The sequence below is a fragment of the Pseudomonas sp. S2_B10 genome (genome assembly GCF_054668425.1).
This window is the reverse complement of the sequence record NZ_CP162768.1, coordinates 5,580,121-5,604,938: the sequence shown is the minus strand read 5'-3', so window position 1 is coordinate 5,604,938 and position 24,818 is coordinate 5,580,121. Positions and strand designations below refer to the sequence as shown.

Below are 24,818 nucleotides of genomic sequence, written 5' to 3'. Positions count from 1 at the left end.
CGCGGTTATTCGTTGATCCGCCGGGCGAGGCTGTTGGCGCTCTCGATCAGCACCCGGCGATAGTCGTTGTAATTGTTTTTCGCATCGGCCCGAGGGGCGACGATGCACAACGTGCAAATGGCCACGCCTTGCGGGTCTTTCACCGGCGCGGCGAAGCAATGGGTGAACGTGTCGGCGACGCTGTCGAAGGAAAAGAAGCCATCGATACCGGCCTGACGAATCTCCGCCAGAAAGCGTTCCAGTGGCAGACGTTCGCCGTCGGGCAGGATGTAGTCGTCCTCGTCGATCAGGTCGATGATCTGCTGATCGCTTAAATGCGCGAGCAGCAGGCGCCCGGAGGCGGTCCACGGGATCGGCGCGTTTTCGCCGATATCCGATGAGATGCGGAAATGCCGCTCGCCCTCCTTCATCAACGCCACCGTGTATTTGCGCCCGTTGAGCAGGCACATCTGCGCGGTTTCGCGGGTTTGGCTGACGATCTCCTGCAAGGCGTGATCGGCTTCGCGGCTGAGGTCGAAATGGCGCAGATGCGCTTGGCCGAGGAAGTACAACTGGCGGCCGAGATAGACGTGGCCGTCCTTGCCCACCGGTTCCAGAATCCGCCGTTCCAGCAAGGATGCGACCAGCTCGTAGACCGTGGATTTCGGGCCGCCGATGCCGTTGGCGATGTCGTTGGGGCGTAAGGGCTGGCCGATTTCCTTGAGAAAATCGAGGATATCGAACGCCCGGTCCAGACCACGTGCCCGGCGCTTGATGGTGTCTTCGGTCATGTCAGTGGTTTCCATTCAAAGTCGCCGGGAGTTTACCGAGAGTCCAGTGTCGCCTGTTACATCGCTTTCGCGAGCAGGCTCGCTCCCACAGGAAAACGCATTCCAAATGTGGGAGCGAGCCTGCTCGCGAAGAGGGCTGCACTTGTTTCAGGCCTTCTTCTTGTAGGCAATGCAGTCGATCTCAACCTTGCAATCAACCATCATGCTCGCCTGCACGCAGGCCCGCGCCGGGGCGTGTTCGGGTTTGAAATACTCGGCGAAGACCTTGTTGAAACTGCTGAAATCACGTGGATCGTCCAGCCAGACGCCAGCGCGGACCACATCTTCAAGGCCATAACCAGCCTCTTCGAGAATGGCGATCAGGTTCTTCATGGTCTGGTGGGTCTGTTCGACAATGCCGCCGACGATGATCTCGCCATCCACCGCCGGTACCTGGCCGGACACATGCAGCCAGCCATCCGCTTCGACTGCGCGGGCGAATGGACGAGGCTGGCCGCCGGCGGCGGTGCTGCCGGTGCCGTAACGCGTAATGCTCATGGGTGTTTCTCCTGATTGCAAAAGTGCAGATTCAAAACCGCGTGCTTTTGAGAAATTCCGCCAGACGCGGCGATTGCGGGCGTTCGAACAGTTCCTTGGGAGGCCCCTGCTCTTCGATTCGCCCTTGATTCATGAAAACGATCTTGTCCGAGACCTCGAAAGCGAAACGCATTTCGTGGGTCACCAACAACATGGTCATGCCGTCCTCGGCCAGCCCCTTGATCACGTTGAGCACCTCGCCAACCAGTTCCGGGTCGAGGGCTGAGGTGACTTCGTCAAAGAGCATCAGGCTCGGGTTCATCGCAATCGCTCGGGCAATCGCTACGCGCTGTTGCTGACCGCCGGACAACTGACCGGGAAAGTGATTGCGCCGCTCCAGCAGGCCGACACGCTCCAACCATTTTTCGGCAAGCACCACGGCTTCGTCCTTGTGCATCTTCTTCACCTTGAGCAGGCCCAAGGTGACGTTCTGCAAGGCGGTCAGGTGCGGAAACAGGTTGAATTGCTGGAACGCCATGCCGGTCATCGCGCGATGGCGAGCAATGACCTTTTCCGGGTGACGTACGCGTTTACCGTTGACCTCGTCATAGCCGATGGATTCGCCGTCGAGCAGAATCTGCCCGCCCTGAAACTCTTCGAGCATGTTCACGCAACGCAGCAGCGTGGTCTTGCCCGAGCCACTGGAGCCGATCAGCGTAACGACGTTGCCACGCTGCATGCTCAGGTCGACACCCTTGAGCACTTCCACCGCGCCGTACTGTTTGTGCAGACCGCGAATATCCAGCAGCGCCTGATTCTGTGAAGCAACTTGAGCTTGAGTCATGGCAAGGCCACCCGCTTTTCAATGTGCCGGCCGAGTAATTCGATGCCGTAGTTGATGACGAAGAACAGAAAACCGGCGAACAGGTAGAACTCCAGGGTCATGAAGTTTCGGGCGATGATCTGTTGCGTGCTGAGCAGCAATTCGGCGACGCCGATCACCGAGAGCAAGGTCGAAGCCTTGACGATTTCGGTGGACGAGTTGACCCAGGTCGGCAAAATCTGCCGCAGCGCCTGAGGCAACAGTACGTAGCCGAGGGATTGGTAGAACGTCAGACCGATGGCTTTGCCCGCCTCCATCTGCCCGCGCGGCAGGGCTTGCAAGGCGCCACGGACGATTTCGGCGACGTGCGAGCCGCAGAACAGCGTCAGGCCCAGGGCTCCGGCCTGAAACGCGCTGATCTGCCAACCGAGCGCCGGCGCCATATAAAAGCAGGCCAGCACCAGCACAAACACCGGCGTGCCGCGAATCAGATCGACGTACAGCCGAAACGGCGCGCGCATCCAGAATCTGCCGTAAGTCAGGACCAGGCCGGCGACCACACCAAGCAGCGTGCCCAGCACAATGGCCAGCGCCGAGACCTGCACACTGGTCAGAAAGCCCTGCCACAATGGCTCGCGCGCGACCCACAATTCATGCAACCAACTGGGAGATTCGTACATCGCAGCCTCCTATCGGCGGATCGCCAGACGCTGCTCGAGGTAACGCAGCAGCATGGCAATGAGGTAACAGGCCGCGACATACAACGCCGTGGTCACCAGCCAGGTTTCGATCACCCGGTAGCTCTCGACGTTGATCTTGCGCGCGTAATAGGTCAGCTCCGGTACCGCAATCGCAGCCGCCAGCGAGGTGTCCTTGAACAGCGAAATGAAGTTGTTCGACAGCGCCGGCAACACGTTGCGCAGCATCACCGGCACGGTGACGTAAGCCTTGACCTGCCATTCACCGAGACCGATTGCCAGCCCGGCTTCGCGCTGGCCTTTGGGAATGCTCAACAAGCCGCCACGGAAGACTTCGGTCAGGTACGCGCCGGCATACAGCGACAGCGTGATGATGAACGAAGGAATCTTGTCCAGACGAATGCCAAGGCTGGGCAGCGCAAAGTAGATCAACAGAATCAACACCAGGATTGGCGTGTTGCGCACCACCGTGACGTACACCGAGGCCAGCACCCGCAAGGCGCGATGCTTCGACAGCAGGGCGAACGCCATCAGCAGGCCGATCACGCAGCCGATGGCGATCGACACCAGCGCCAGCTGCAAGCCCAGACCGAGCCCCGCCAGCAAGGTGTCGAAATCGCGCCACACGGCGGCAAAGTTCAACTGATAATTCATGGTCAGCAGTACCTTGAGCGGGGCGACTGAAATCGCCCCACTCTCACGGGATCATCTGAATTCGACTGGAAAACCGATCGCGGGCGACGGCAGATCGACACCGAACCATTGCTTGAAGGAGGCGGCGTAGGTCGGGAACTCAACCCCGGTCATGGCTTCATGCAGCGCGGTGTTTACGAAGTTCAGCCAGTCCTGATCGCCACGTTTGACTGCGCAGGCGTAAGTCTGCGGGCTCCAGGCATAGCTCGGGCTGCGGTAGCGGCCCGGGTTCTGCACCATCAGGTATTTGACCGACGACTGATCGGTTGCGGCGGCATCGGCACGGCCAGAGTTCACTGCCTGATACATCAGGTCGACGCTGTCGTACTGATCGACCTTGGCCTTGGGCAATGCCTGATGCACCAATTCTTCGGCGTATACGTTTTGCAGCACCGCAACGGTAACGTCATCGCCCGCCGCCTGCAGGTCTTCGATTTCCTTGTACTTGCTGTTATTCGGCAACAGCAGGCCGACGCCTTCGCGGTAGTACGGCAGAGTGAATGCCACTTGCTGGGCACGGCTGGCGGTGACGGTGATGAACTGGCAGCTCATGTCGACCTTGTCGGTCAGCAGATTGGGAATCCGCGCATCGGACGACTGCACCACGAACTCGACTTTACTCGGGTCGTTGAACAGTCCCTTGGCCACCATCCTGGCGATGTCGATATCAAAACCCTGCAACTTGCCGTCCGCGCCCTGAAAGTGCCACGGCGCGTTGGTGCTGCCGGTGCCCACGATCAACTTGCCACGGGCGAGAACACTGTCGAGCTTGCTGTCGGCCGCCTGGGCCAGACCCATGACCGAGGAAGAAGCCGCAAGGACAAAAACACACGCTTTGAACAACGAAGGATGGCGACGCATGGCAAGCACTCCACAATTGTGTTTATTCCGCTATACCGGAACACGGTTTGTTACTACGGAATAGACAGCAGAAAGTGTGCCACAGGAATCTCGCGAAATCTGTAACTGCGTTGAACGCTTTTGGAATCAACAAGATATGGTTCCTGGACCAAAGGGTTTGGCCCAACCAGGAGCGAAGGAAACACCTGACAAAGCCAGGAAAGGGGTAATGCGTTCCCAACTTGGGTCAGATCGCGCCGTTGTGGTGCGAATCAGGGTGACAGTTGAACAAGACCCGGTATCAGCGCTTTAGCGCCTGCCTGTAGACATCACCACCCTGCCGTTTCGCGACGGCTATCACCGTGACGACAGCACTTCTCGTGGTTACGCCGTCCACCTGTAATTTCTGACAGTAGACCCCGACGTGCCTACTCCTTTAACGTCAAGGAACCTATCCGCTCGTTGAAAAGGACCCTTCGATGAACGTCACCAACACATCTTCCGCGCTGGCCCCGGTTTACCGCAAAGCCCTGAAAACCTGGCGTCCGGTCATTCTTTATTTCGCCAATGAACACTGCCCCGCCTGCGAATGGGCCGGGCCGATCTTTCGGCAGATTGCCGAGCCTTACCGACTGCGCGCCAACATCTATATGCTCAACACCAGCCAATCGCCCAAGCACCCGAATGTCACGGGCACGCCAACAGTGCTGTTCTATAAAAACGGCAGGCTGCTGAAAAAGCTCAAAGGTATCGGCACTGAAGAAACCCTCGCACGGGATTTCGCCGTGCACATCGGCAAGACCAAAGCCCCCTTTGCCGCGCGTAAACGGAAGCATGATCTGCCTTGGCTGCGTCAGACACTTCGTACTTTGCGTACCGTCCCACATGGGCGCCTACGGAGGATGTACTGAACGAGCCTCCTCAGAGGTATGGAGTGCCTGCCAAATTGCCTTCGCGAGCAGGCTCGCTCCCACATTGACCGCGTTGCAATGTGGCAGCGAGCTTGCTCGCAAAGAGGCCGGCACAGCTTTTAGAAAACGCAAGTATTACGCGGCAGCGCGCTCCAGCAACACCCGCGTCACCCGCCGCTCTTCCACCGCTTTGACAGTCAGTTGCCAGCCCTCGTATTCCAGTCGATCACCGGTCATCGGCAAGCGATCCAGCAGACTCATCACCAACCCGGCCATCGTCTGATAATCCTCGGTCGGCTCGGCATCGAAGCCGGTACGCTGGCGAACGCGAGCCAAGGGCAGCGCGCCGCTGACCAGAAACCCGCCGCGCTCTTCGACTACGTCCGGGCCTTCGATTTCGCTGGCATCGGGTAGTTCGCCAGCGATCGATTCGAGGATGTCGGTCATGGTCAATACACCGACGAAATCGCCAAACTCGTTGACCACGAAAGCGATGTGGGTCGAGGCCGCGCGCATCTGTTCCAGGGCATTGAGGATTGAGTAACTGTCGAGCAGATTGACGGTCTTGCGAGCCAGATGCTCCAGGTTCGGCTCGTTGCCCGCCAGATATTCCTTGAGCAGTTCCTTCTTGTGTACGAAGCCCAGCGGCTCGTCCACCGCGCCATCGCGAATCAACGGCAAGCGCGAGTAGGACGAATGCATCAACTTCGTGCGAATGGTTTCGGCGTCATCCGCAAGATCAATCAGGTCAACGTCGGCGCGCACCGTCATCAGGTTGCGAATCGGCCGCTCCGCCAATTGCAGCACACCGCTGATCATCACCCGCTCACGACGGTCGAACAGCTCGGCCACCGGCGCTTCACCGTTGTCCAGCAGGTCGGAGATTTCCTCGCCAACCTCCTCCGCCGCCAGTTTGCGCCCGCCGAGCAGACGCATCACCGCATGTGCCGTGCGCTCACGCATCGGCCGCACGCCCTGCATCGAACGTTTGCGCCGAGCCCGGGCGATCTGGTTGAACACCTCAATCAGGATCGAGAAACCGATGGCCGCGTACAGGTAACCTTTCGGGATATGGAAGCCCAGACCTTCGGCGGTCAGGGCAAAACCGATCATCATCAGGAAGCCAAGGCACAGCATGATCACGGTCGGATGTGCGTTGACGAAGCGGGTCAGCGGCTTGCTGGCGACGATCATCAGGCCGATGGAAATGATCACGGCGATCATCATCACCGCCAGTTCATCGACCATGCCCACGGCGGTAATCACCGCGTCGAGCGAGAACACCGCGTCAAGCACCACGATCTGCGCCACGATCGGCCAGAACAGCGCGTAGGTCGTGTTGGTCGAGCGCTCGCCGACATGGCCTTCGAGGCGCTCATGCAACTCCATCGTCGCCTTGAACAACAGGAACACGCCACCGAACAGCATGATCAGGTCGCGGCCGGAGAAGCTCTTGTCGAACACCTCGAACAACGGTTGCGTGAGCGTAACCAGCCAGGAAATGCTCGCCAACAGGCCCAGGCGCATGATCAACGCCAGCGACAAGCCGATGATCCGCGCGCGATCACGCTGATGCGGCGGCAGTTTGTCGGCAAGAATTGCGATGAACACCAGGTTGTCGATACCCAGCACCAGTTCCAGCACGATCAGAGTCAACAGGCCTAACCAGGCCGTGGGATCCGCTAACCATTCCATAAAACGTCTCGATCTCTCTTCAGTGAATTCAGGCGGCCGGACACGGCGAAGCGCAACGCGAAGGCTCAAGAGCCGCGTTATCAACCATAGTCGGGGGTCGGAAGACGGGATGCTGCGAAAGGATCAAGACCGCGCAACGTTGCGCTGGAGAGTGCTGACTGGGAGGCTCCGAGAGGGTGTTCATGTAGATCCTGAATGAAAAATGGCCTTCGAGCGTACAGGGTCGACTGGTCCGCTCCACAGCGGTAAATCATTTCAAAATCTGTATGAATCAATGTAACCGAAGATTTTCAGCGTTGCCGAAAAAGCCTTCGCGAGCAGGCTCGCTCCCACGGGGTGCGAGCGGTGCGGCGGATTTCAGCGTAGACCCAGCTCATCGATATGCTGATACTGCGCTTGCAGCGCGGTCGCCAGATCCTTCGCCCGGCCCAGTCGAATCGGCCCGCGTTCGATGTCGATCAGCAATCCCGGGCACGCCAGCACCGGCAACCCCGACAGCTCTTTCAAGCGACCATCGGTCACGATCAGACAGCGTTGCTGTTCGGCGGGAAAGCGCTTGCGTCTAACCGTCAGCCATTGCTGCGCCTGTTCCAGCGCCGCGAGCAACGGCGTGCCGCCACCAGCGCCCAGGCCGGCGAGCCAGACACTCAGGCCGCTTGAGGCCTTCAAGCCTTGCACCTGCCATTTCGGCGCAGAACCACTGGCGGTCAGCAACGCCAGCCGCGCCCGCTGGCGGTAAGCATCGTCGAACAACTGCGCGAGCAGGCCCTTGGCATCGCTCAAGGCCTGATGGCGACGGGTCGAGGCCGACGCGTCGACGATCACCAGCCAGATTTCATGGGGCGAACGGGTGCGCTGTTGAAACAGCAAATCGGCGCGGCGCTGCGGGCGGCCATTGAGCAGCGTGCCCGGCCAGTTCACCGAACCGCTGCTGGCAGCGTGCCGTTGGCCCTGGCGGCCATTGTCGAGTTGTCCGGCACGGGGTCTGGCATTCGCCCCCGCGTCGGATCGGGGGCGAATGCCTAGGGCTTTTTTGCCTGTGGCGGCCAGCTCGGAACTTCGCGGCGGGCACCGGTAGCTTGCGCCGTTGCCGGCATCTCGCCCCACTGGCCCTGGCCTTCGCCGGATTTGCTGTCTGTGCCTGACGGAGATTGCGCTTGTGATTGGGCGCTGGACGAAGGTTGTTCGCGACGGCGATGGCGCAGGGCAAATTCGGCCACCGCGTCGATATCCTCTTCAGCAATCGCATCGGCCCCACGCCATGCCGCATGGGCGCGAGCCGCGCGCAACCAGACCAGATCAGCGCGCAAGCCATCGACGCCGGCGGCGAAACAACGCTCGGTAATCAACGCCAATGCCGCATCATCCAGAGGGATGGCCGCCAAGCGCTCGCGGGCGCTTTCACAGCGCGAACGCAGGATGTGTTGCTCGCTCGCCCACTGCGCGCAGAACCCTTGCGGATTGCTGTCGAAATCCAGCCGCCGGCGAATGATCTGCCCGCGTTCGGCGGGCGCAGTGTGGCCACTGAGGGCAACGTTCAAGCCGAAGCGGTCAAGCAGTTGCGGCCGCAGCTCGCCCTCTTCCGGGTTCATGGTGCCGATCAGAACGAATTTCGCCGAATGCCGATGGGAGATGCCGTCACGTTCGATCAGGTTGGTACCGCTGGCGGCGACATCGAGCAGCAGGTCGACCAGATGATCGGGCAGCAGATTGACTTCATCGACGTACAGCACGCCACCGTCAGCCTTGGCCAGGACACCGGGCGAAAACTGCGCGCGACCGTCGCTCAGGGCAGCGTCGAGATCGAGGGTGCCGACCAGGCGCTCTTCCGTGGCGCCCAGCGGCAAGGTGACGAACTGGCCGCTGGCGAGCAGGTCCGCCAGGCCCCGGGCCAGGGTCGACTTGGCCATGCCGCGCGGACCTTCGATGAGTACGCCGCCGATTTTCGGGTCGATGGCGGTCAGGCACAGGGCGAGCTTCAAGTCATCGGCGCCGACCACGGCGGAGAGCGGGAAATGCGGGGTGTCGGTCATGGGTTTCTCTTTCGTGGTCGTGGATGGTCGTGACGTTGTGGTGTGTCAGTTGTTGCCCTCGCCCTAGCCCTCTCCCAGAGGGAGAGGGAACAGACCGTGATGGCCTCTCGAGTTCTGTCGACGTGATGCATCGGGTCGACGCAAACTTCGACAGCGCTAAAGATCGGCCCCCTCTCCCTCCGGGAGAGGGCTGGGGTGAGGGTAGCTTTTTAGCGGCTACATATCTTCCTCGATATCCAACAGCAAATTCTCCAGCGCTTCTTTATAAGCCCCCGGCTCCTGCCACATCCCGCGCTGCTGCGCTTCGAGCATGCGTTCGGTCATGTCGCGCAGCGCATGGGGATTATGCTCACGAACAAAATCCCGGGTCGCCGGATCGAGCAAATATGCCTCCGCCAGCAACGCATATTGATGGTCGTCGATCAATTGCGTAGTCGCATCGAAGGCGAACAGATTATCAACCGTCGCCGCCAGTTCGAACGCGCCTTTGTAGCCGTGACGCTTGACCCCGTCGATCCACTTCGGATTCGCCGCGCGCGAGCGCACCACGCGGTTCAATTCTTCCTTTAAGGTACGAATCTTCGGCAGATCCGGTTGGCTGTGATCGCCGTGATAGCTGGCCGCCGCTTCGCCGCGCAGCGTCTCCACCGCCGCGAGCATGCCGCCCTGGAACTGGTAGTAATCGTTGGAATCGAGCAAGTCATGCTCGCGGTTGTCCTGGTTTTGCAGCACCGCTTGCACCTGGCTCAGGCGCTGGCTGAATTGCGCGCGGGCGGCCGTGCCCTCGTCGGCACCGCCGTAAGCATAGGCGCCCCAGTTCAGGTAGACCTCGGCGAGGTCTTCGCGCGACTGCCACAGACGTCCGTCGATAGCGCCTTGCACCCCGGCGCCGTACGCTCCCGGTTTCGCCCCGAAAATCCGCCACCCGGCTTGACGCCGCGCCGTGTCCTCGTCGAGGCCTGATTGCAACAGCGCTTCGCGTTCGGCGCGCACTCTGGCGGCGAGTGGGTTCAAGTCATCCGGCTCGTCCAGTGCGGCCACCGCTTGCACGGCGGCGTCGAACAGGCGGATGAGATTGGCAAACGCATCACGGAAAAACCCCGAAACCCGCAGCGTCACGTCGACTCGCGGACGATCGAGCAGGCTCAGCGGCAGAATCTCGAAATCATCCACGCGCTGACTGCCCGTGGCCCAGACCGGACGCACGCCCATCAAAGCCATGGCCTGAGCAATGTCATCGCCGCCAGTGCGCATGGTTGCAGTGCCCCACACGGACAAGCCGAGGTGGCGCAAGTGATCGCCGTGATCCTGCAAGTGTCGTTCGAGAATCAGCGTGGCGGACTGGAAACCGATGCGCCACGCTGTAGTTGTTGGCAGATTGCGCACGTCGACTGAATAAAAATTACGCCCGGTGGGCAACACGTCGAGGCGGCCACGACTGGGCGCACCGCTGGGGCCGGCCGGGACGAAACGACCGCTGAGGGCGTCGAGCAGACCGCGCATTTCGGCGGGGCCGCAAGCGTCGAGGCGCGGGGCGACGACTTCGCGCAGATGGTCGAGTATCAAATCAACCTCAGTCCAACCCGCCCCTTGTGGGAGCGAGCCTGCTCGCGAACTCGGTGTGTCATTCAACAATGATTTACCTGACGCACCGCTTTCGCGAGCAGGCTCGCTCCCACAGGGGACATTCAGTGCTTGGAAGATCAGGTCTGCGGCGAAGAGTTCGAGGCGTTCGCGGGTGTCGCCGGCGGTGCGCCAGACTTCTTCGCTGATGGCCTGCAACTCGATCGGACACGGGCCATTCCAAGGATCGGCCAATGCACAATCCAAGGGGTCGAAGCCCAACTCAAACGCCTTGGCCAACGCTCGCAACAAGCTCGACTGCGCGCCTTTACCGTCACCGCGCGGGATGCGCAGCAACGCCAGCAAGGTGTCGATACGCAAGCGCCCGCTCGGCGATTCACCAAAAATGTGCAACCCATCGCGAATCTGCGATTCCTTCAGATCGCACAGATAAGTGTCGAGACGCGGCAACCAGATCGCCGCATCGGCATCGCTGTCCAGCGCTGCATCCAGTTGCAGCTCGCGGTCGATCTGCGTGTCCCGCACCAATTGCAGAATGTCGCGCTGCAACTCGCGGGCACGGCGCGGATCGAGCAGTTGCGCCTCGTAATATTCGTCGGCCATCAACTCCAGATTACGCAGCGGCCCATAGGTTTCGGCGCGGGTCAGCGGTGGCATCAGGTGGTCGATGATCACCGCCTGCGTGCGCCGCTTGGCCTGGGCGCCCTCGCCCGGGTCGTTGACGATAAACGGATAGATATTCGGCAACGGCCCGAGCAGCGCGTCGGGCCAGCAGTTTTCCGACAGCCCAACACCTTTGCCCGGCAGCCATTCGAGATTGCCGTGCTTGCCGACGTGGATCACGCCGTGGGCGCCGTAGGTGTTGCGCAACCAGAAATAGAAGGCCAGATAGCCGTGCGGCGGGACCAGATCCGGGTCGTGATACACCGCGCTCGGATCGACCTGGTAACCCCGGGCCGGCTGAATGCCGACAAAGGTCAGACCGAAACGCAGACCGGCGATCATCAGGCGACCGTCGCGGCACATCGGATCGTTTTGCGGCGCCCCCCAACGCTCGAGCACCGCCGCGCGATTCGCCTCCGGCAGTGCATTGAACATTGCCAGGTAATCGTCCATCGTCAGGCTCTGCTGGCACGGGCGCAGGTCGAGACTGTCGAGGTCGTTGCTGACACCGCCGAGCAGTTGCTGGATCAGTTCGGTGCCGCTGTCGGGCAACTCGGCCGTGACCGGATAACCCTCTTCGCGCAACGCGCGCAGGATGTTCAGCGCCGCCGCTGGCGTATCGAGGCCGACACCGTTGCCGATGCGGCCGTCGCGGGTTGGGTAGTTGGCAAGGATCAGCGCGATGCGTTTTTCGCCATTGGCCACACGCGCCAGATCAACCCAGCGCCGCGCCAGTTCGGCAACGAAATCCATGCGTTCAGGCTGGGCGCGATAGCAGACCACATCGGACTGACTGCGCTCGCTGCGCCAGGCCAGATCCTTGAAGCTGATCGGTCGGCTGATGATGCGTCCGTCAAGTTCCGGCAAAGCAATGTGCATCGCCAGATCGCGCGGCCCGAGGCCCTGTTCGCTGTCGCGCCAGCCAAGCTCGTTGTCCTGGGCGCAGATCGCTTGAATCACCGGGATGTTGCGGCGAAACGGGCGTAGATGCGGCGCCTCGGGACTCGATTGGGCAAAACCGGTGGTGTTGAGAATCACCCCCGCCTCGACTTCATCCAGCCAGTCCTCGACCACCGACAAGCAACCGGGTTCTTTCAGACTGGCCACCGCGATCGGCAGCGGATTGAGTCCGGCTGCCTGCAAACGCTGACAGAACACATCGATGAACGCCGTGTTCGCCGCCTGCAAATGCGAGCGATAAAACAACAGCGCCGCCACCGGTTGACCGGGCAGCCATTCGGCTTGCCAGTCGCTCAGGGCAGCGCTGTTTTTCTGTGGGTGATAAATCGCCGTGCGCGGCAGGGTTTGCGGCTCGCTCCACGGGTAATCGCGGGCGAACCATTGGTTGCCCAGGCAACGGAAGAAATCCAGCGCGTTACCCATGCCGCCCTGACGCAGGAATTGCCAGAGTCGATCGCGCACGTCGGCGCTGACCGTGCTCAAGTCGCTGAGCTCGGGGTCCGGGCGGTCATCGCCGGGCACCAGAATCAGTTGCACGCCGCGTTCGGACAACTCGACCAGCCGCTCGACGCCGTAGCGCCAATAGGCGATGCCGCCGTGCAGCGAAATCAGAATGACCTTGGCGTGGCGCAGCACTTCGTCGACATACAGATCGACCGAGGCATGATTCTGCACCTGCATCGGGTTGGCCAGACGCAGGCTCGGATAGTCATCGGGCAGTTGCTGCGCAGCCTCGGCGAGCAGCGCCAGGCTGGAATCGCCGCTGCACAGGATCACCAACTCGGCGGGGGTTTGTCCGAGATCGGCAATGTTGTCATCCGAGACGAATCCGCCGGGCTGGGTCCTGAGCAGGTGCATGACTTAAACGCTGAGCGCAGCGCGCAACTGCGCTTCGAGTTGTGCCGCATCAAGCTCCTGACCGATCAGCACCAGACGCGTGACGCGCGCTTCTTCGGCGCCCCACTGACGGTCGAAATGCTTATCGAAACGCGTGCCCACGCCCTGGATCAACAGGCGCATCGGCTTGTGCGGAATCGCCGCGAAGCCTTTTACCCGCAGGATGCCGTGCTGCACCACCAGTTGCGTCAGCGCATCGAGCAGCAGGCTCTCGTCAGCTTGCGGCAGTTCGATTGAGATCGAATCGAAGGCGTCGTGATCGTGATCGTCGTCATCACCGTCATGGTGGTGATCGTGGTGACTGTGGCGGCTGTCGATGTGCTCCTCGGAGCCGGCACCGAGACCGATCAGCACGTCGAGCGGCAGGCGGCCGTTGCTGGCTTCGATGATTTTTACCGCTGGCGGCAGCTCTTCGGCGACTTCAGCGCGCACCCGAGCCAGATCTTCCGCGCTGGTCTGGTCGGCTTTGTTGAGGATGACCAGGTCAGCACTGGCCAGTTGATCAGCGAACAATTCGTGCAGCGGCGACTCGTGATCAAGGTTCGGATCGAGTTTGCGCTGGGCATCGACCTGATCCGGGAACGCTGCGAAGGTGCCAGCAGCGACGGCCGGGCTGTCGACCACGGTGATCACCGCGTCAACGGTGCAGGCGCTACGGATTTCCGGCCACTGGAAGGCTTGCACCAGCGGTTTTGGCAGGGCCAGGCCCGAGGTTTCAATAAGGATGTGGTCGAGATCGCCGCGACGGGCAACCAGTTCGCGCATTACCGGGAAGAATTCTTCCTGCACGGTGCAGCACAGGCAGCCGTTGGCCAGCTCATAAACGCGGCCGGTGGCCTCTTCTTCGGTGCAGCCGATGGTGCATTGCTTGAGGATTTCACCGTCGATGCCCAACTCGCCAAACTCATTGACGATCACCGCGATGCGCCGGCCCTGAGCGTTGTCAAGCATGTGCCGCAGCAGCGTGGTTTTGCCCGAACCGAGGAAACCGGTGACGATGGTGACGGGGAGTTTGGCCAGTGTTTTCATCGGTATGCCCTTTGGCAAGCGGCGGGCATACGGGACGAGAACCGGCAGCGCGCGTGCACGCCGGAAGCATTCGCCACCGGATCACCCCGCCCGGTTGTAGTGAGAATCTGTGACGAGGCAGGTCTCCTGGCTGACGGCGTTCAGGCGTTGGGCCTGGCGTCCATTGCGCCTTCCCGCTGGCTCATCGGTTGAGCTGGCAGTGGCGTGGCAACGAACATCACCGTTCACAGTTGCGGGGGCAGCCGCGGCTTTGACCGCGTTCCCTTCTTAGCTTCGGCGAGTGCCGAAGAACCTCGAAAGCGCAAGGCTACGCATGGGTCCGTCGTGGGTCAATGGTCGGTGAGTCTGAAACTGGGGGTATATCCGTTGCTGCGGTAACGGCTTCTTATGGTTTCGCTCTTACAGCGAGTCCCTTTTTCAAACGCCAAAAAGGAACCAAAAGGCTTTGCCCCGGCGTACGGCCCGCTCGCTGGGGCTCGGGGTACCTTCGTTACGGGACCGATCCGGGCGCAGCGGCTACGGTTTGCTTCGCTGCACCTCCTTCCGCTGTGTACGACTGCGTCGTACGGTCGCTGCGCTCCCACCCCCGGATCGATCCCGTAACGAAGCCTGCCGAAGGGGCAAAAGATCAAAAGCCAGAGCAAAAGCAAAGGCAAAGGCAAAAGCAAAAGATCGCAGCCTTCGGCAGCTCCTACAGTTGGATCGCGCACCAGCTCAAGAACAGGTCGGCTGTCAGGCCGCCTTCGCGAGCAGGCTCGCTCCCACAAAAGCAAAAGTAAAGCAGCGCAGCCGCCCCACTCAACAATGAGCGTTAGCTCGAGTGCTCTTGATCTTGATCCACCGGCGACGTCGCAAGGCTGAGTGGAGGGATTGATCCGGGCGTGGGAGCGCAGCGACCGTACGACGCAGTCGTACACAGCGAGTGTAGGTGCAGCGAAGCAAACCGGAGCCGCTGCGCCCGGATCAGTCCCGGAGCGAAGGAACCCGAGCCTGCGAGGGCCGAACGTAGGAGCAAGCCTTTTTGGGTACTTTTTCGGCGTTTGGAAAAAGTGCCTCGCCGTAAGGGCGAAACCGTAATCAGCAACACCCGCAGCAACGGATATACACACAAAAACATCAGAAAAATACCCCCACTGCAGTACCGAAAACTCCCGGAAATTGACTAAAAACCCAAACCCATGTTCTCCTGCACACCTTGTTACGGGTGCCCCTCACAGGGTGAAACGGGAAACCGGTGAATCATGTGCTTTACTCAAAGCCATGTCAGTCCGGTGCTGCCCCCGCAACGGTAAGCGAGCGAAGCGTCAGATCCACTGTGCCCCGGCATGGGAAGGTGATGCTTGCAGGTCGGCGACCAGCCAACCCCTCGCGAGCCCGGAGACCGGCCCGCAACACCCAGCACGCGCAAGCGCCGCTGAACACAAACAAACCCGCGGTGGGCGGGCGCTGTTCGAAATCCCTGCGTGCCCGGCCCGCAGGGATTTTCATGCGCTCTGTTTACCCGCTGACATTTCAGAGGGAAGCGCTATGTCGATCATCAGTAACACCGTCAGCCACACTGACCACATCTCCAGCAGCACCACACTCGGCCAACGCGTCGCCGCCGCCCTCTTCGCCTCGATCCTCGGTGCCAGCCTGGTCTGGTTCGCCGGTTTCTCGCACATCGAAGCGGTGCACAACGCCGCCCACGATACCCGCCACAGCGCCGCGTTCCCGTGCCACTGAGGCCTGCCGAAATGATCAAGCGTATCGCGCAAACCGCAGGCTTCACCGGCTTGCTGGCCGCCCTGCTGCTGACCCTGCTGCAGAGTTTCTGGGTATCACCGTTGATTCTGCAGGCCGAATCCTTCGAGAAATCCGAACCGGTCGCGCAAGTCCACGAACACGCCGCCGGCACCGCCGCCCACAGCCATGATGGCGAAGCCTGGGAGCCGGAAGACGGCTGGCAGCGCGTGGTCTCGACCACTGGCGGTAATCTGGTGGTGGCAGTGGGTTTCGCCTTGATGCTCGCCGGCCTGTACACCTTGCGCGCGCCGACCAAGACCTCGCAAGGGCTGCTCTGGGGTCTGGCCGGTTACGCCACGTTCGTTCTCGCGCCGACCTTGGGCCTGCCACCTGAATTGCCGGGCACTGCGGCTGCCGATCTGGCATCGCGGCAGATCTGGTGGATCGGCACTGCCGCTTCGACCGCCGTCGGTCTGGCACTGATTGCCTTCAGTCGTCACTGGCTGATGAAGCTTCTCGGTGTGGCGATTCTCGCCGTGCCGCATGTGATCGGCGCCCCGCAACCGCAGGTGCATTCGATGCTCGCTCCAGAGGCATTGGAAACCCAGTTCAAAATCGCTTCGCAGCTGACCAACGTCGCGTTCTGGCTGGCCTTGGGCCTGATCAGTGCATGGTTGTTCCGCCGCAAAAGCGCAGGCCCATATCAGGCATGACCGATGACCGCGCAGCGCCGACCCTCGTGGTCGGCCTCGGCTGCCAGCGCGGCTGCCCGGCCAGTACGTTGCGTGCATTACTCGATCAAGCGTTGCAGGCGCACCGCATCGAGTTGCGAGCGGTCAAGGCTTTGGCGAGTATCGACCTCAAGCGCGACGAACCGGGGTTGCTGGAACTGGCCACACAATTGAACCTGCCGCTGCAGTATTTCAACAGTGCCGAACTGGCGCCCTATCAGCAGCGCCTCAGCCATCAATCGCAGATCGCCTTTGAGCGCACCGGCTGCTACGGCGTGGCGGAAAGCGCCGCGCTGGCGCTCGCCGAGCAACTGATTCAGGCGCCGGCGAAACTGCTGATCCACCGGCAGAAATATGCGCAGGCCACGCTGGCATTGGCCGGCGCTGCATAAAATCCCGATAATCCCCGCCATCGATCATGAGCACGCTTCATCTGCAGTGTGCCTGCGCCTCTTCACAAGGATTCAACGATGACCGTCTACTTCATCGGCGCCGGCCCCGGCGACCCGGAACTCATCACCGTCAAAGGCCAACGGCTGATTCGCAGCTGCCCGGTGATCATTTATGCCGGTTCGCTGGTACCCGCAGCGGTGCTGGAAGGTCATCAGGCCGAAATCGTGGCCAATAGCGCTGAACTGCATCTGGAACAGATCATCGATCTGATCAGGACTGCCCATGCCCAAGGCCAGGATGTGGCCCGTGTGCATTCCGGAGACCCAAGTCTGTACGGCGCGATTGGTGAGCAGATCCGCTACTTGCGTGAGCTGAACATTCCTTTCGAGATCATTCCGGGCGTAACCGCGACGGCGGCATGCGCAGCGCTGCTGGGCGCCGAGTTGACCCTGCCGGACATTTCGCAAAGCGTGATCCTGACCCGTTACGCCGACAAGACCGCGATGCCCGCCGGCGAAGAACTGGCGAGCCTGGCGCAGCACGGCGCGACCATGGCCATTCATCTGGGGGTCAATCATCTGGAAAAGATACTGGTTGAACTGCTGCCGCATTACGGCGCGGACTGCCCGATTGCCGTTATTCACCGCGCGACATGGCCGGATCAGGACTGGGTGGTAGGTACATTGGCGGACATTGCCGCAAAGGTCGAGGCCAAAAGCTTTCGGCGTACGGCGCTGATTCTGGTCGGGCGGGTGCTGGGCAGCGAGGTGTTCAGCGAGTCTTCGCTGTATCGCGCCGGGCATGCGCATCTTTATCGGCCTTGAAGACGCCTTCGCGAGCAGGCCCGCTCCCACAGGTCATTGCATTTCAATGTGGCAGCGAGCCTGCTCGCGAATGGGGCGGCAAAAGTTGCCCATAAAAAAACGGCGCTCACGGGGCGCCGTTTTTCATGATCGCAGCGAACACCTTAGTAGTAGGCGTTTTCTTTCTGCGTGTGGTCGGTCACGTCGCGAACGCCCTTGAGCTCCGGAATGCGCTCGAGCAAGGTGCGCTCAATGCCTTCTTTCAAGGTTACGTCAGCCTGGCCGCAGCCCTGGCAACCGCCGCCGAACTGCAACACGGCAATGCCGTCCTCGACAACATCGATCAGGCTGACCTGACCGCCGTGACTGGCCAGCCCCGGGTTGATCTCGGTTTGCAGGTAATAGTTGATGCGCTCGTTGACCGGGCTGTCGGCGTTGACCATCGGCACCTTGGCGTTTGGCGCCTTGATGGTCAGCTGGCCGCCCATGCGGTCGGTGGCGTAATCAACGACCGCGTCATCAAGAAACGCTTCGCTGAAGGAATCGATGTAGGCGGTGAAGCTTTTCAGCCCCAGCGCGGTGTCTTCAGGCTTCTCTTCGCCCGGCTTGCAGTAGGCAATGCAGGTTTCGGCGTACTGGGTACCAGGCTGGGTAATGAAAACGCGGATGCCGATGCCCGGGGTGTTCTGCTTGGAGAGCAGATCAGCCAGGTAATCATGGGCGGCGTCGGTAATGGTAATAGCGGTCATAAAAACTCCTCGCAGGCGTGGGCGCAGTTTACGCCAATCGGCGCGGCTGACAAAGTCCTAGTATTTTTGTCGGGAAAGAATCCCGGGCACACGCCTGCGAATACTCAAAGATTCTCGTACCGGTTCATATCCAGCACGCCCTCTTCCACCGGGTCGGTTTCATGGATGTACTGGCTCAGATCGTGGAAATACAGCCAGAACTGCGGATGACTGCGCCGAATGCCCCAGCGCTCGACGATCTTTTCGAACCGATTGGCATCCCTGGCATTCTCCATCGCATCGACAAACGCCGGCACCTGCTCGGCCGGGACGTTGAACATGAAATTCGGGTAACTGGTGAGTACGCCCGGATAGACAGTCAACGTGTCGAGCCCCGGCTGATAGCGCAGCGACTCACCGAGCAAAAACGCCACGTTGCTGTGGGCGCGGTTGCGCAGCACGCTGTAGACCTCGCGCTTGCCACTGGCGGTTTCAACGCGCAGCAAGGTCGCTTCGGGCAACTGGTCGATGACTTTCAACCCTGCGGCCGGGCGCGAGGCCAGACGGCTCAGGGCCTGCTCGGCATCCTGCAACGCCGGATCGATATTCGGTCGCGAGCAATAAGCGCCGTCGCAGCGATTGATCGGGTCTGGCCGCGCGTTCAGATCACCGTAGCGCGCCAGCAACTGCATGGCGAAATCATGTTTCGGGTCTTTTTCGTCGAGTTTCAGCGCGGTCGGTTTGTCGTCATCGATGGCCTCGTAATCGAGCCACATCTTGAACTGGCCGCCGTCCTGGTACCAATCGTTGAGGTAGTCCTCGCGCGAGTCGGCGGGCATCAGGCGCAGGAAGTTCTGCTCCGCGCCGTTACGGATCAGATCGAAATACAGACGGGTCTGCGCCTGATGGGAAACGTTGCCGAACACGTCGAAATTGACCGCGAGCTGGTAATAAGTGCGCTCCAGCAGCGGATAGTCGAACAGCCACATGGTTTGCGGCACCTCACCGATAAGCCCCTTGGTCACCGAAGCGCTGTCGAAATGGCGGAAAATGCTCAGCAAGGCGTTGTCGTTGCCGGCCCACAGCGTCGACCAGCTCGGCGCCGGCAGATCGGCATAGCTGTCACGGCGCAGTGCCTCGTATTCGTTGCGCTTGTCGCGATAGTTGCGCCACAGACTCAGCACGCTGCCGACATCGTCGTTCTGCCCCGGCATCGCCAGCAGCGGCGTGGCCTGGCCGCGGTAGTTCGGGTCGGTGATATAGAGATCATGTTCCGGCGCCTGGAACAGCGCCCAGAAGTTGTCGCGGATCACGTCGGTCGCGATCTGCCCACGGCACACCGGGCCGCGAATGAAGGTGCGGACGAAGTATTCGGCGTTATCGAGCATGAACTGATAGCGCGCCTGCGCCGGAATCGCTTCGAAAGTGGCAAACGGATTGGCACGGCTTTGCGGGCCGTAACCCGGCAGCGCGTTGACCTGCCAGTTGCCGCTGTAGAACAGGCTTTTGATCCGGGCCATTTTCGCCGCGCTCAGCGGATAAGTGATGTGCGTCTTGTGCACGATCACCCCTTGCACCGGCCACATGCGGTAATACACCTGCGTGCCCGGGTCGTCGTTGGGGCGGCGAGTGGCGATCAGATCAATCGGCTGGCCGCTCGGCGTGCGCGAACGCACCCACTGGAAATAATGCCCCGGCTCGCCGTCCTTGAAATAGATGTGCGCCAGATACCAGTGCTCGAACAACCAGCGCCCGACCAGACTTTGCCGAGCACCGGGAGCATTGAGCAGGTTCTCCCACTGCAGGATCTGCATGGCCTCTTTGGCACTCGGCGCCAGGCTCTGTTCGTCGATCGGCGCGCCAGACGCCAGCCAGCGCTGCAAGGTCTGGTATTGCTGGTCGGTCAGGCCAGTGACCGCCAGCGGCATGCCCTCTTTCGGGTGCGCGCCGGCATATCCGTCGAACTCCGCAGGCATTGCGCATAGATTGTTGCGATTGAGCCCAAGAACAATCTCTTCTGGCAGTTTGGCGTTCGGCGTCAGCGGCGTCTTGTGGCCGAGTTCAAGCATGCGTGCCATCAGCGCGGCCTGGCTGCCCTGGGCATCGAGTACCGAATAGAAGTCTTTCTGCTGCCAGGCGCGCTTGCCGAAGGCGTCGTAAAACAAGCGCGTGGTCGGTGCAGCCTGGGTGCGTTCGCCGTCATATACCGGCATCTTGCTCGCGCCACGGGCGGCGCCTTCGCCACTGCCGAGATTGAGCTGACAGGCCGAGTCATAGCACGCATGGCAGGCTACGCACTTCTCGGTGAAGATCGGTTGGATATCTCGGCTGTAGGAGATGGAAGAAGAAATGGCGGGATCTTGCGCCGCAACGCTCCCGCTCAGGACCAGCAACCATAAACTGATGAAGCGGTGCGGCATGCTGCTGATCTCGATGATAAAAAAAGGCTGCGATTCTACCGTTATGACGCTCGTACCAACATGAGCGATATTCATGCAAAAGCTGCACATGCTCCAAAAGCGCACAGGTTTGCTATGATCGCGCTCCTTCGTAATGGTCTTTCCGAGTAGTCCACATGTCCGATCGCAGCGTCCGCCTTCAAGCTCTCAAGCAAGCCCTCAAAGAGCGCATCCTGATTCTCGACGGCGGGATGGGCACGATGATCCAGAGCTACAAGCTCGAAGAACAGGATTATCGCGGCAAGCGCTTCGCGGACTGGCCGAGTGACGTCAAGGGCAACAACGACCTGCTGGTGATCACCCGTCCGGACGTGATCGGCGGTATCGAAAAAGCCTATCTGGACGCCGGCGCCGACATTCTCGAAACCAACACCTTCAACGCCACGCGCATTTCCATGGCCGATTACGGTATGGAAGAGCTGGCGTACGAGTTAAACGTAGAAGGCGCACGTCTGGCGCGCAAGATTGCCGACGCCAAGACCGCCGAAAACCCGGCCAAGCCGCGCTTCGTGGCCGGCGTGCTCGGCCCGACCAGCCGCACCTGCTCACTGTCGCCCGACGTCAACAACCCCGGCTACCGCAACGTCACCTTCGATGAGCTGGTGGAAAACTACACCGAAGCCACCAAAGGCCTGATCGAGGGCGGCGCCGATCTGATCCTGATCGAAACCATTTTCGACACCCTCAACGCCAAAGCGGCGATCTTCGCCGTTCAAGGTGTGTTCGAAGAGCTGCACCTCGAATTGCCGATCATGATTTCCGGGACCATCACCGACGCCTCCGGCCGAACCCTGTCGGGGCAGACTACCGAAGCGTTCTGGAACTCGGTAGCGCACGCCAAGCCGATTTCCGTAGGCCTGAACTGTGCCCTCGGCGCCAGCGAACTGCGCCCGTACCTGGAAGAGCTGTCGAACAAGGCCAGCACCCACGTTTCGGCGCACCCGAACGCCGGCCTGCCCAATGAATTCGGCGAGTACGATGAACTGCCCTCGCAAACCGCGAAAGTCATCGAAGAGTTCGCCCAGAGCGGTTTCCTCAACATCGTCGGCGGTTGCTGCGGCACCACGCCGGGGCACATCGAAGCGATTGCCAAAGCTGTGGCCGGTTATGCGCCGCGGCAGATTCCGGACATTCCCAAGGCCTGCCGCCTCTCCGGTCTGGAGCCGTTCACCATCGATCGCAGCTCGCTGTTCGTCAACGTCGGCGAGCGCACCAACATCACCGGTTCGGCAAAATTCGCCCGCCTGATCCGTGAAGACAATTACACCGAAGCCCTCGAAGTCGCGCTGCAGCAGGTCGAGGCCGGCGCGCAGATCATCGACATCAACATGGACGAGGGCATGCTCGATTCGAAGAAGGCCATGGTGACCTTCCTCAATCTGATCGCCGGCGAACCGGATATCTCGCGCGTGCCGATCATGATCGACTCGTCGAAATGGGAAGTCATCGAAGCCGGCCTCAAGTGCATCCAGGGCAAGGGCATCGTCAACTCGATCAGCATGAAAGAAGGCGTCGAGCAGTTCATCCACCACGCCAAGCTGTGCAAGCGCTACGGCGCTGCGGTGGTGGTGATGGCCTTCGACGAAGCCGGCCAGGCCGACACCGAAGCGCGCAAAAAGGAAATCTGCAAACGCTCCTACGACATTCTGGTCAACGAAGTCGGCTTCCCGCCGGAAGACATCATCTTCGACCCGAACATCTTCGCCGTCGCTACAGGCATCGAAGAGCACAACAACTACGCCGTCGACTTCATCAATGCCTGCGCCTACATCCGCGACGAACTGCCGTATGCGTTGAGCTCCGGCGGCGTGTCCAACGTGTCGTTCTCGTTCCGTGGCAACAACCCGGTGCGTGAGGCGATTCACTCGGTGTTCCTGCTCTACGCGATCCGCGCCGGGCTGACCATGGGCATCGTCAACGCCGGTCAACTGGAGATCTACGATCAGATCCCGGTGGAGCTGCGCGATGCCGTCGAAGACGTGATCCTCAATCGCACCCCGGACGGCACCGACGCCCTCCTCGCCATCGCCGACAAGTACAAGGGCGACGGCAGCGTCAAGGAAGCCGAGACCGAAGAGTGGCGTAACTGGGACGTCAACAAACGTCTGGAACACGCGCTGGTCAAGGGCATCACCACGCATATCGTCGAAGACACCGAAGAATCCCGGCAGTCGTTTGCGCGGCCGATCGAAGTGATCGAAGGCCCGTTGATGTCCGGCATGAACATCGTCGGCGACCTGTTCGGCGCCGGCAAAATGTTCCTCCCGCAAGTGGTGAAATCCGCCCGCGTGATGAAGCAGGCCGTGGCGCACTTGATCCCGTTCATCGAACTGGAGAAAGGCGACAAGCCGGAAGCCAAGGGCAAGATCCTCATGGCCACGGTCAAGGGCGACGTCCACGACATCGGCAAGAACATCGTTGGCGTGGTGCTTGGTTGCAACGGCTATGACATCGTCGACCTCGGCGTGATGGTCCCGGCCGAGAAGATCCTGCAGGTCGCCAAAGAAGAAAAATGCGACATCATCGGCCTTTCCGGCCTGATCACCCCGTCGCTGGACGAGATGGTCCACGTTGCCCGCGAAATGCAGCGTCAGGACTTCCATCTGCCACTGATGATCGGTGGCGCGACCACCTCCAAGGCGCACACTGCGGTGAAGATCGAGCCGAAGTACAGCAACGATGCCGTGGTCTACGTGACCGACGCCTCGCGCGCCGTCGGCGTGGCGACACAGTTGTTGTCCAAGGAACTCAAGGCCGGTTTCGTCGAAAAAACCCGCCTGGAATACATCGACGTGCGCGAGCGCACTTCCAATCGCAGCGCCCGCACCGAACGCCTGAGCTATGCCGCCGCCATCGCCAAGAAGCCGCAATTCGACTGGGCCAATTATCAGCCAGTGGTACCGACCTTCACCGGCAGCAAGGTGCTCGACAATATCGATTTGAACGTGCTGGCCGAGTACATCGACTGGACGCCTTTCTTCATTTCCTGGGACCTGGCCGGCAAGTTCCCGCGCATCCTTGAAGATGAAGTGGTCGGTGAGGCCGCCACTGCGCTGTACAAGGACGCCCGGGAAATGCTCACCAAACTGATCGACGAAAAGCTGATCAGCGCCCGTGCGGTGTTCGGTTTCTGGCCGGCCAATCAAGTCAACGAAGACGACATCGAGCTGTACGACGACAACGGCAAGCCGCTGGCCAAGCTGCATCACTTGCGCCAGCAGATCATCAAGACCGACGGCAAGCCGAACTTCTGCCTCGCCGACTTCGTTGCGCCCAAAGACAGCGAAGTCACCGACTACGTCGGCGGCTTCATTACCACCGCCGGCATCGGCGCCGAAGAAGTGGCCAAGGCTTATCAGGACGCTGGCGACGACTACAACTCGATCATGGTCAAGGCCCTCGCCGACCGCTTGGCCGAGGCCTGCGCCGAATGGCTGCACCAGCAAGTGCGTAAAGAACATTGGGGTTACGCCAAGGATGAAACCCTCGACAACGATGCACTGATCAAAGAGCAATACCGTGGCATCCGCCCCGCTCCCGGCTACCCGGCCTGCCCGGATCACACCGAGAAAGCGGCACTGTTCACCCTGCTCGATCCAGAGGCTGCGGAAATGCGCGCCGGGCGCAGTGGCGTGTTCCTCACCGAACACTACGCAATGTTCCCCGCCGCAGCGGTCAGCGGCTGGTACTTCGCCCATCCGCAAGCGCAATACTTTGCGGTGGGCAAGATCGACAAGGATCAGGTGCAAAGCTACACCGCACGCAAGGGACAGGATCTGAGCGTGACCGAGCGTTGGCTGGCGCCGAATCTGGGTTACGACAGCTGAGGCTTGTTGCAAAGCCGATCCGGGAGTTTGCGATTCCCGG

At 60.9% G+C, this 24,818-nt stretch carries 19 protein-coding genes and 2 riboswitches; of the genes, 6 read left to right on the top strand and 13 right to left on the bottom strand.

Features of this window, described 5'->3' with window-relative positions:
* Window positions 1-5: 5 nt before the first annotated feature.
* The 6 genes from AB4O45_RS25005 to AB4O45_RS24980 all read right to left on the bottom strand — a co-directional run bounded on the left by AB4O45_RS25005 (window position 6) and on the right by AB4O45_RS24980 (window position 4,361).
* Window positions 6-770 (bottom strand): IclR family transcriptional regulator, encoded by a 765-nt coding sequence (locus tag AB4O45_RS25005; RefSeq protein ID WP_041478714.1) that lies wholly within the window; start codon window positions 768-770, stop codon window positions 6-8.
* Window positions 771-917: 147 nt separating this feature from the next.
* Window positions 918-1,307: a RidA family protein gene (locus tag AB4O45_RS25000; RefSeq protein ID WP_016774497.1), complete on the bottom strand. Its 390-nt coding sequence runs from the start codon at window positions 1,305-1,307 to the stop codon at window positions 918-920.
* A gap of 31 nt (window positions 1,308-1,338) precedes the next feature.
* Window positions 1,339-2,130, bottom strand: a complete 792-nt coding sequence (locus AB4O45_RS24995; RefSeq protein WP_041478713.1) for an amino acid ABC transporter ATP-binding protein — start codon at window positions 2,128-2,130, stop codon at window positions 1,339-1,341.
* On the bottom strand, window positions 2,127-2,789 hold the full coding sequence (locus tag AB4O45_RS24990; protein WP_024012747.1) for an amino acid ABC transporter permease: 663 nt from the start codon (window positions 2,787-2,789) through the stop codon (window positions 2,127-2,129). The genes AB4O45_RS24995 and AB4O45_RS24990 overlap by 4 nt, the downstream gene beginning before the upstream one ends.
* Before the next feature lie 9 nt (window positions 2,790-2,798).
* Window positions 2,799-3,461 carry an amino acid ABC transporter permease gene (locus tag AB4O45_RS24985; RefSeq protein WP_024012746.1) on the bottom strand — a complete coding sequence of 221 codons (663 nt, stop codon included), beginning with the start codon at window positions 3,459-3,461 and terminating at the stop codon, window positions 2,799-2,801.
* Between the two features lie 51 nt (window positions 3,462-3,512).
* A complete protein-coding gene (locus tag AB4O45_RS24980; protein ID WP_460160711.1) occupies window positions 3,513-4,361 on the bottom strand; it encodes a transporter substrate-binding domain-containing protein in 849 nt (282 codons plus the stop codon).
* Between the two features lie 458 nt (window positions 4,362-4,819).
* Between AB4O45_RS24980 and AB4O45_RS24975 the strand changes: the two genes are divergently transcribed.
* Window positions 4,820-5,251 carry a thioredoxin family protein gene (locus AB4O45_RS24975; protein WP_150742008.1) on the top strand — a complete coding sequence of 144 codons (432 nt, stop codon included), beginning with the start codon at window positions 4,820-4,822 and terminating at the stop codon, window positions 5,249-5,251.
* Window positions 5,252-5,386: 135 nt separating this feature from the next.
* Here AB4O45_RS24975 and AB4O45_RS24970 read toward each other — a convergent pair whose 3' ends face one another.
* The 5 genes from AB4O45_RS24970 to cobW form a co-directional block, all read right to left on the bottom strand.
* Window positions 5,387-6,946: a TerC family protein gene (locus AB4O45_RS24970; protein WP_076563197.1), complete on the bottom strand. Its 1,560-nt coding sequence runs from the start codon at window positions 6,944-6,946 to the stop codon at window positions 5,387-5,389.
* A gap of 357 nt (window positions 6,947-7,303) precedes the next feature.
* On the bottom strand, window positions 7,304-7,996 hold the full coding sequence (locus AB4O45_RS24965; RefSeq protein ID WP_460161521.1) for a vWA domain-containing protein: 693 nt from the start codon (window positions 7,994-7,996) through the stop codon (window positions 7,304-7,306).
* Window positions 7,969-8,979, bottom strand: coding sequence for an ATP-binding protein (locus AB4O45_RS24960; protein ID WP_310219680.1), 1,011 nt, complete (start codon window positions 8,977-8,979; stop codon window positions 7,969-7,971). The genes AB4O45_RS24965 and AB4O45_RS24960 overlap by 28 nt, the downstream gene beginning before the upstream one ends.
* A 216-nt stretch (window positions 8,980-9,195) precedes the next feature.
* On the bottom strand, window positions 9,196-13,044 hold the full coding sequence (cobN, locus tag AB4O45_RS24955; RefSeq protein WP_460160710.1) for a cobaltochelatase subunit CobN: 3,849 nt from the start codon (window positions 13,042-13,044) through the stop codon (window positions 9,196-9,198).
* 3 nt (window positions 13,045-13,047) lie between these two features.
* Entirely contained in the window at window positions 13,048-14,112 is a 1,065-nt protein-coding gene (gene cobW / locus AB4O45_RS24950; protein WP_305382855.1) for a cobalamin biosynthesis protein CobW, read from the bottom strand.
* Window positions 14,113-14,211: 99 nt separating this feature from the next.
* Window positions 14,212-14,423, bottom strand: a riboswitch (cobalamin riboswitch).
* 874 nt (window positions 14,424-15,297) lie between these two features.
* Window positions 15,298-15,516: riboswitch (cobalamin riboswitch) on the top strand.
* A gap of 123 nt (window positions 15,517-15,639) precedes the next feature.
* Here cobW and AB4O45_RS24945 point away from each other — a divergent pair.
* The 4 genes from AB4O45_RS24945 (at window position 15,640) to cobM (ending at window position 17,785) form a co-directional block, all read left to right on the top strand.
* On the top strand, window positions 15,640-15,837 hold the full coding sequence (locus AB4O45_RS24945; RefSeq protein WP_016774486.1) for a CbtB domain-containing protein: 198 nt from the start codon (window positions 15,640-15,642) through the stop codon (window positions 15,835-15,837).
* 11 nt (window positions 15,838-15,848) lie between these two features.
* The gene (locus AB4O45_RS24940; protein ID WP_122751413.1) at window positions 15,849-16,550 is read left to right on the top strand and encodes a CbtA family protein; all 702 of its coding nucleotides are present in this window, start codon (window positions 15,849-15,851) and stop codon (window positions 16,548-16,550) included.
* Window positions 16,547-16,960, top strand: a complete 414-nt coding sequence (locus AB4O45_RS24935; protein ID WP_122507089.1) for a cobalamin biosynthesis protein — start codon at window positions 16,547-16,549, stop codon at window positions 16,958-16,960. The genes AB4O45_RS24940 and AB4O45_RS24935 overlap by 4 nt, the downstream gene beginning before the upstream one ends.
* Before the next feature lie 78 nt (window positions 16,961-17,038).
* Complete coding sequence (gene cobM / locus AB4O45_RS24930; protein WP_460095495.1) at window positions 17,039-17,785, top strand: precorrin-4 C(11)-methyltransferase; 747 nt, start codon at window positions 17,039-17,041, stop codon at window positions 17,783-17,785.
* A 143-nt stretch (window positions 17,786-17,928) separates the two neighbouring features.
* On the opposite strand, the gene nfuA is transcribed toward cobM, so the two are convergent.
* Window positions 17,929-18,513 carry a Fe-S biogenesis protein NfuA gene (gene nfuA, locus AB4O45_RS24925; RefSeq protein ID WP_003225494.1) on the bottom strand — a complete coding sequence of 195 codons (585 nt, stop codon included), beginning with the start codon at window positions 18,511-18,513 and terminating at the stop codon, window positions 17,929-17,931.
* 104 nt (window positions 18,514-18,617) lie between these two features.
* A complete protein-coding gene (locus AB4O45_RS24920) occupies window positions 18,618-20,912 on the bottom strand; it encodes a fatty acid cis/trans isomerase (RefSeq protein ID WP_460160709.1) in 2,295 nt (764 codons plus the stop codon).
* Between the two features lie 155 nt (window positions 20,913-21,067).
* On the opposite strand from AB4O45_RS24920, the gene metH reads away from it, so the two are divergent.
* Window positions 21,068-24,778 carry a methionine synthase gene (gene metH, locus AB4O45_RS24915; protein ID WP_041478700.1) on the top strand — a complete coding sequence of 1,237 codons (3,711 nt, stop codon included), beginning with the start codon at window positions 21,068-21,070 and terminating at the stop codon, window positions 24,776-24,778.
* The last annotated feature ends 40 nt before the right edge of the window (window positions 24,779-24,818 follow it).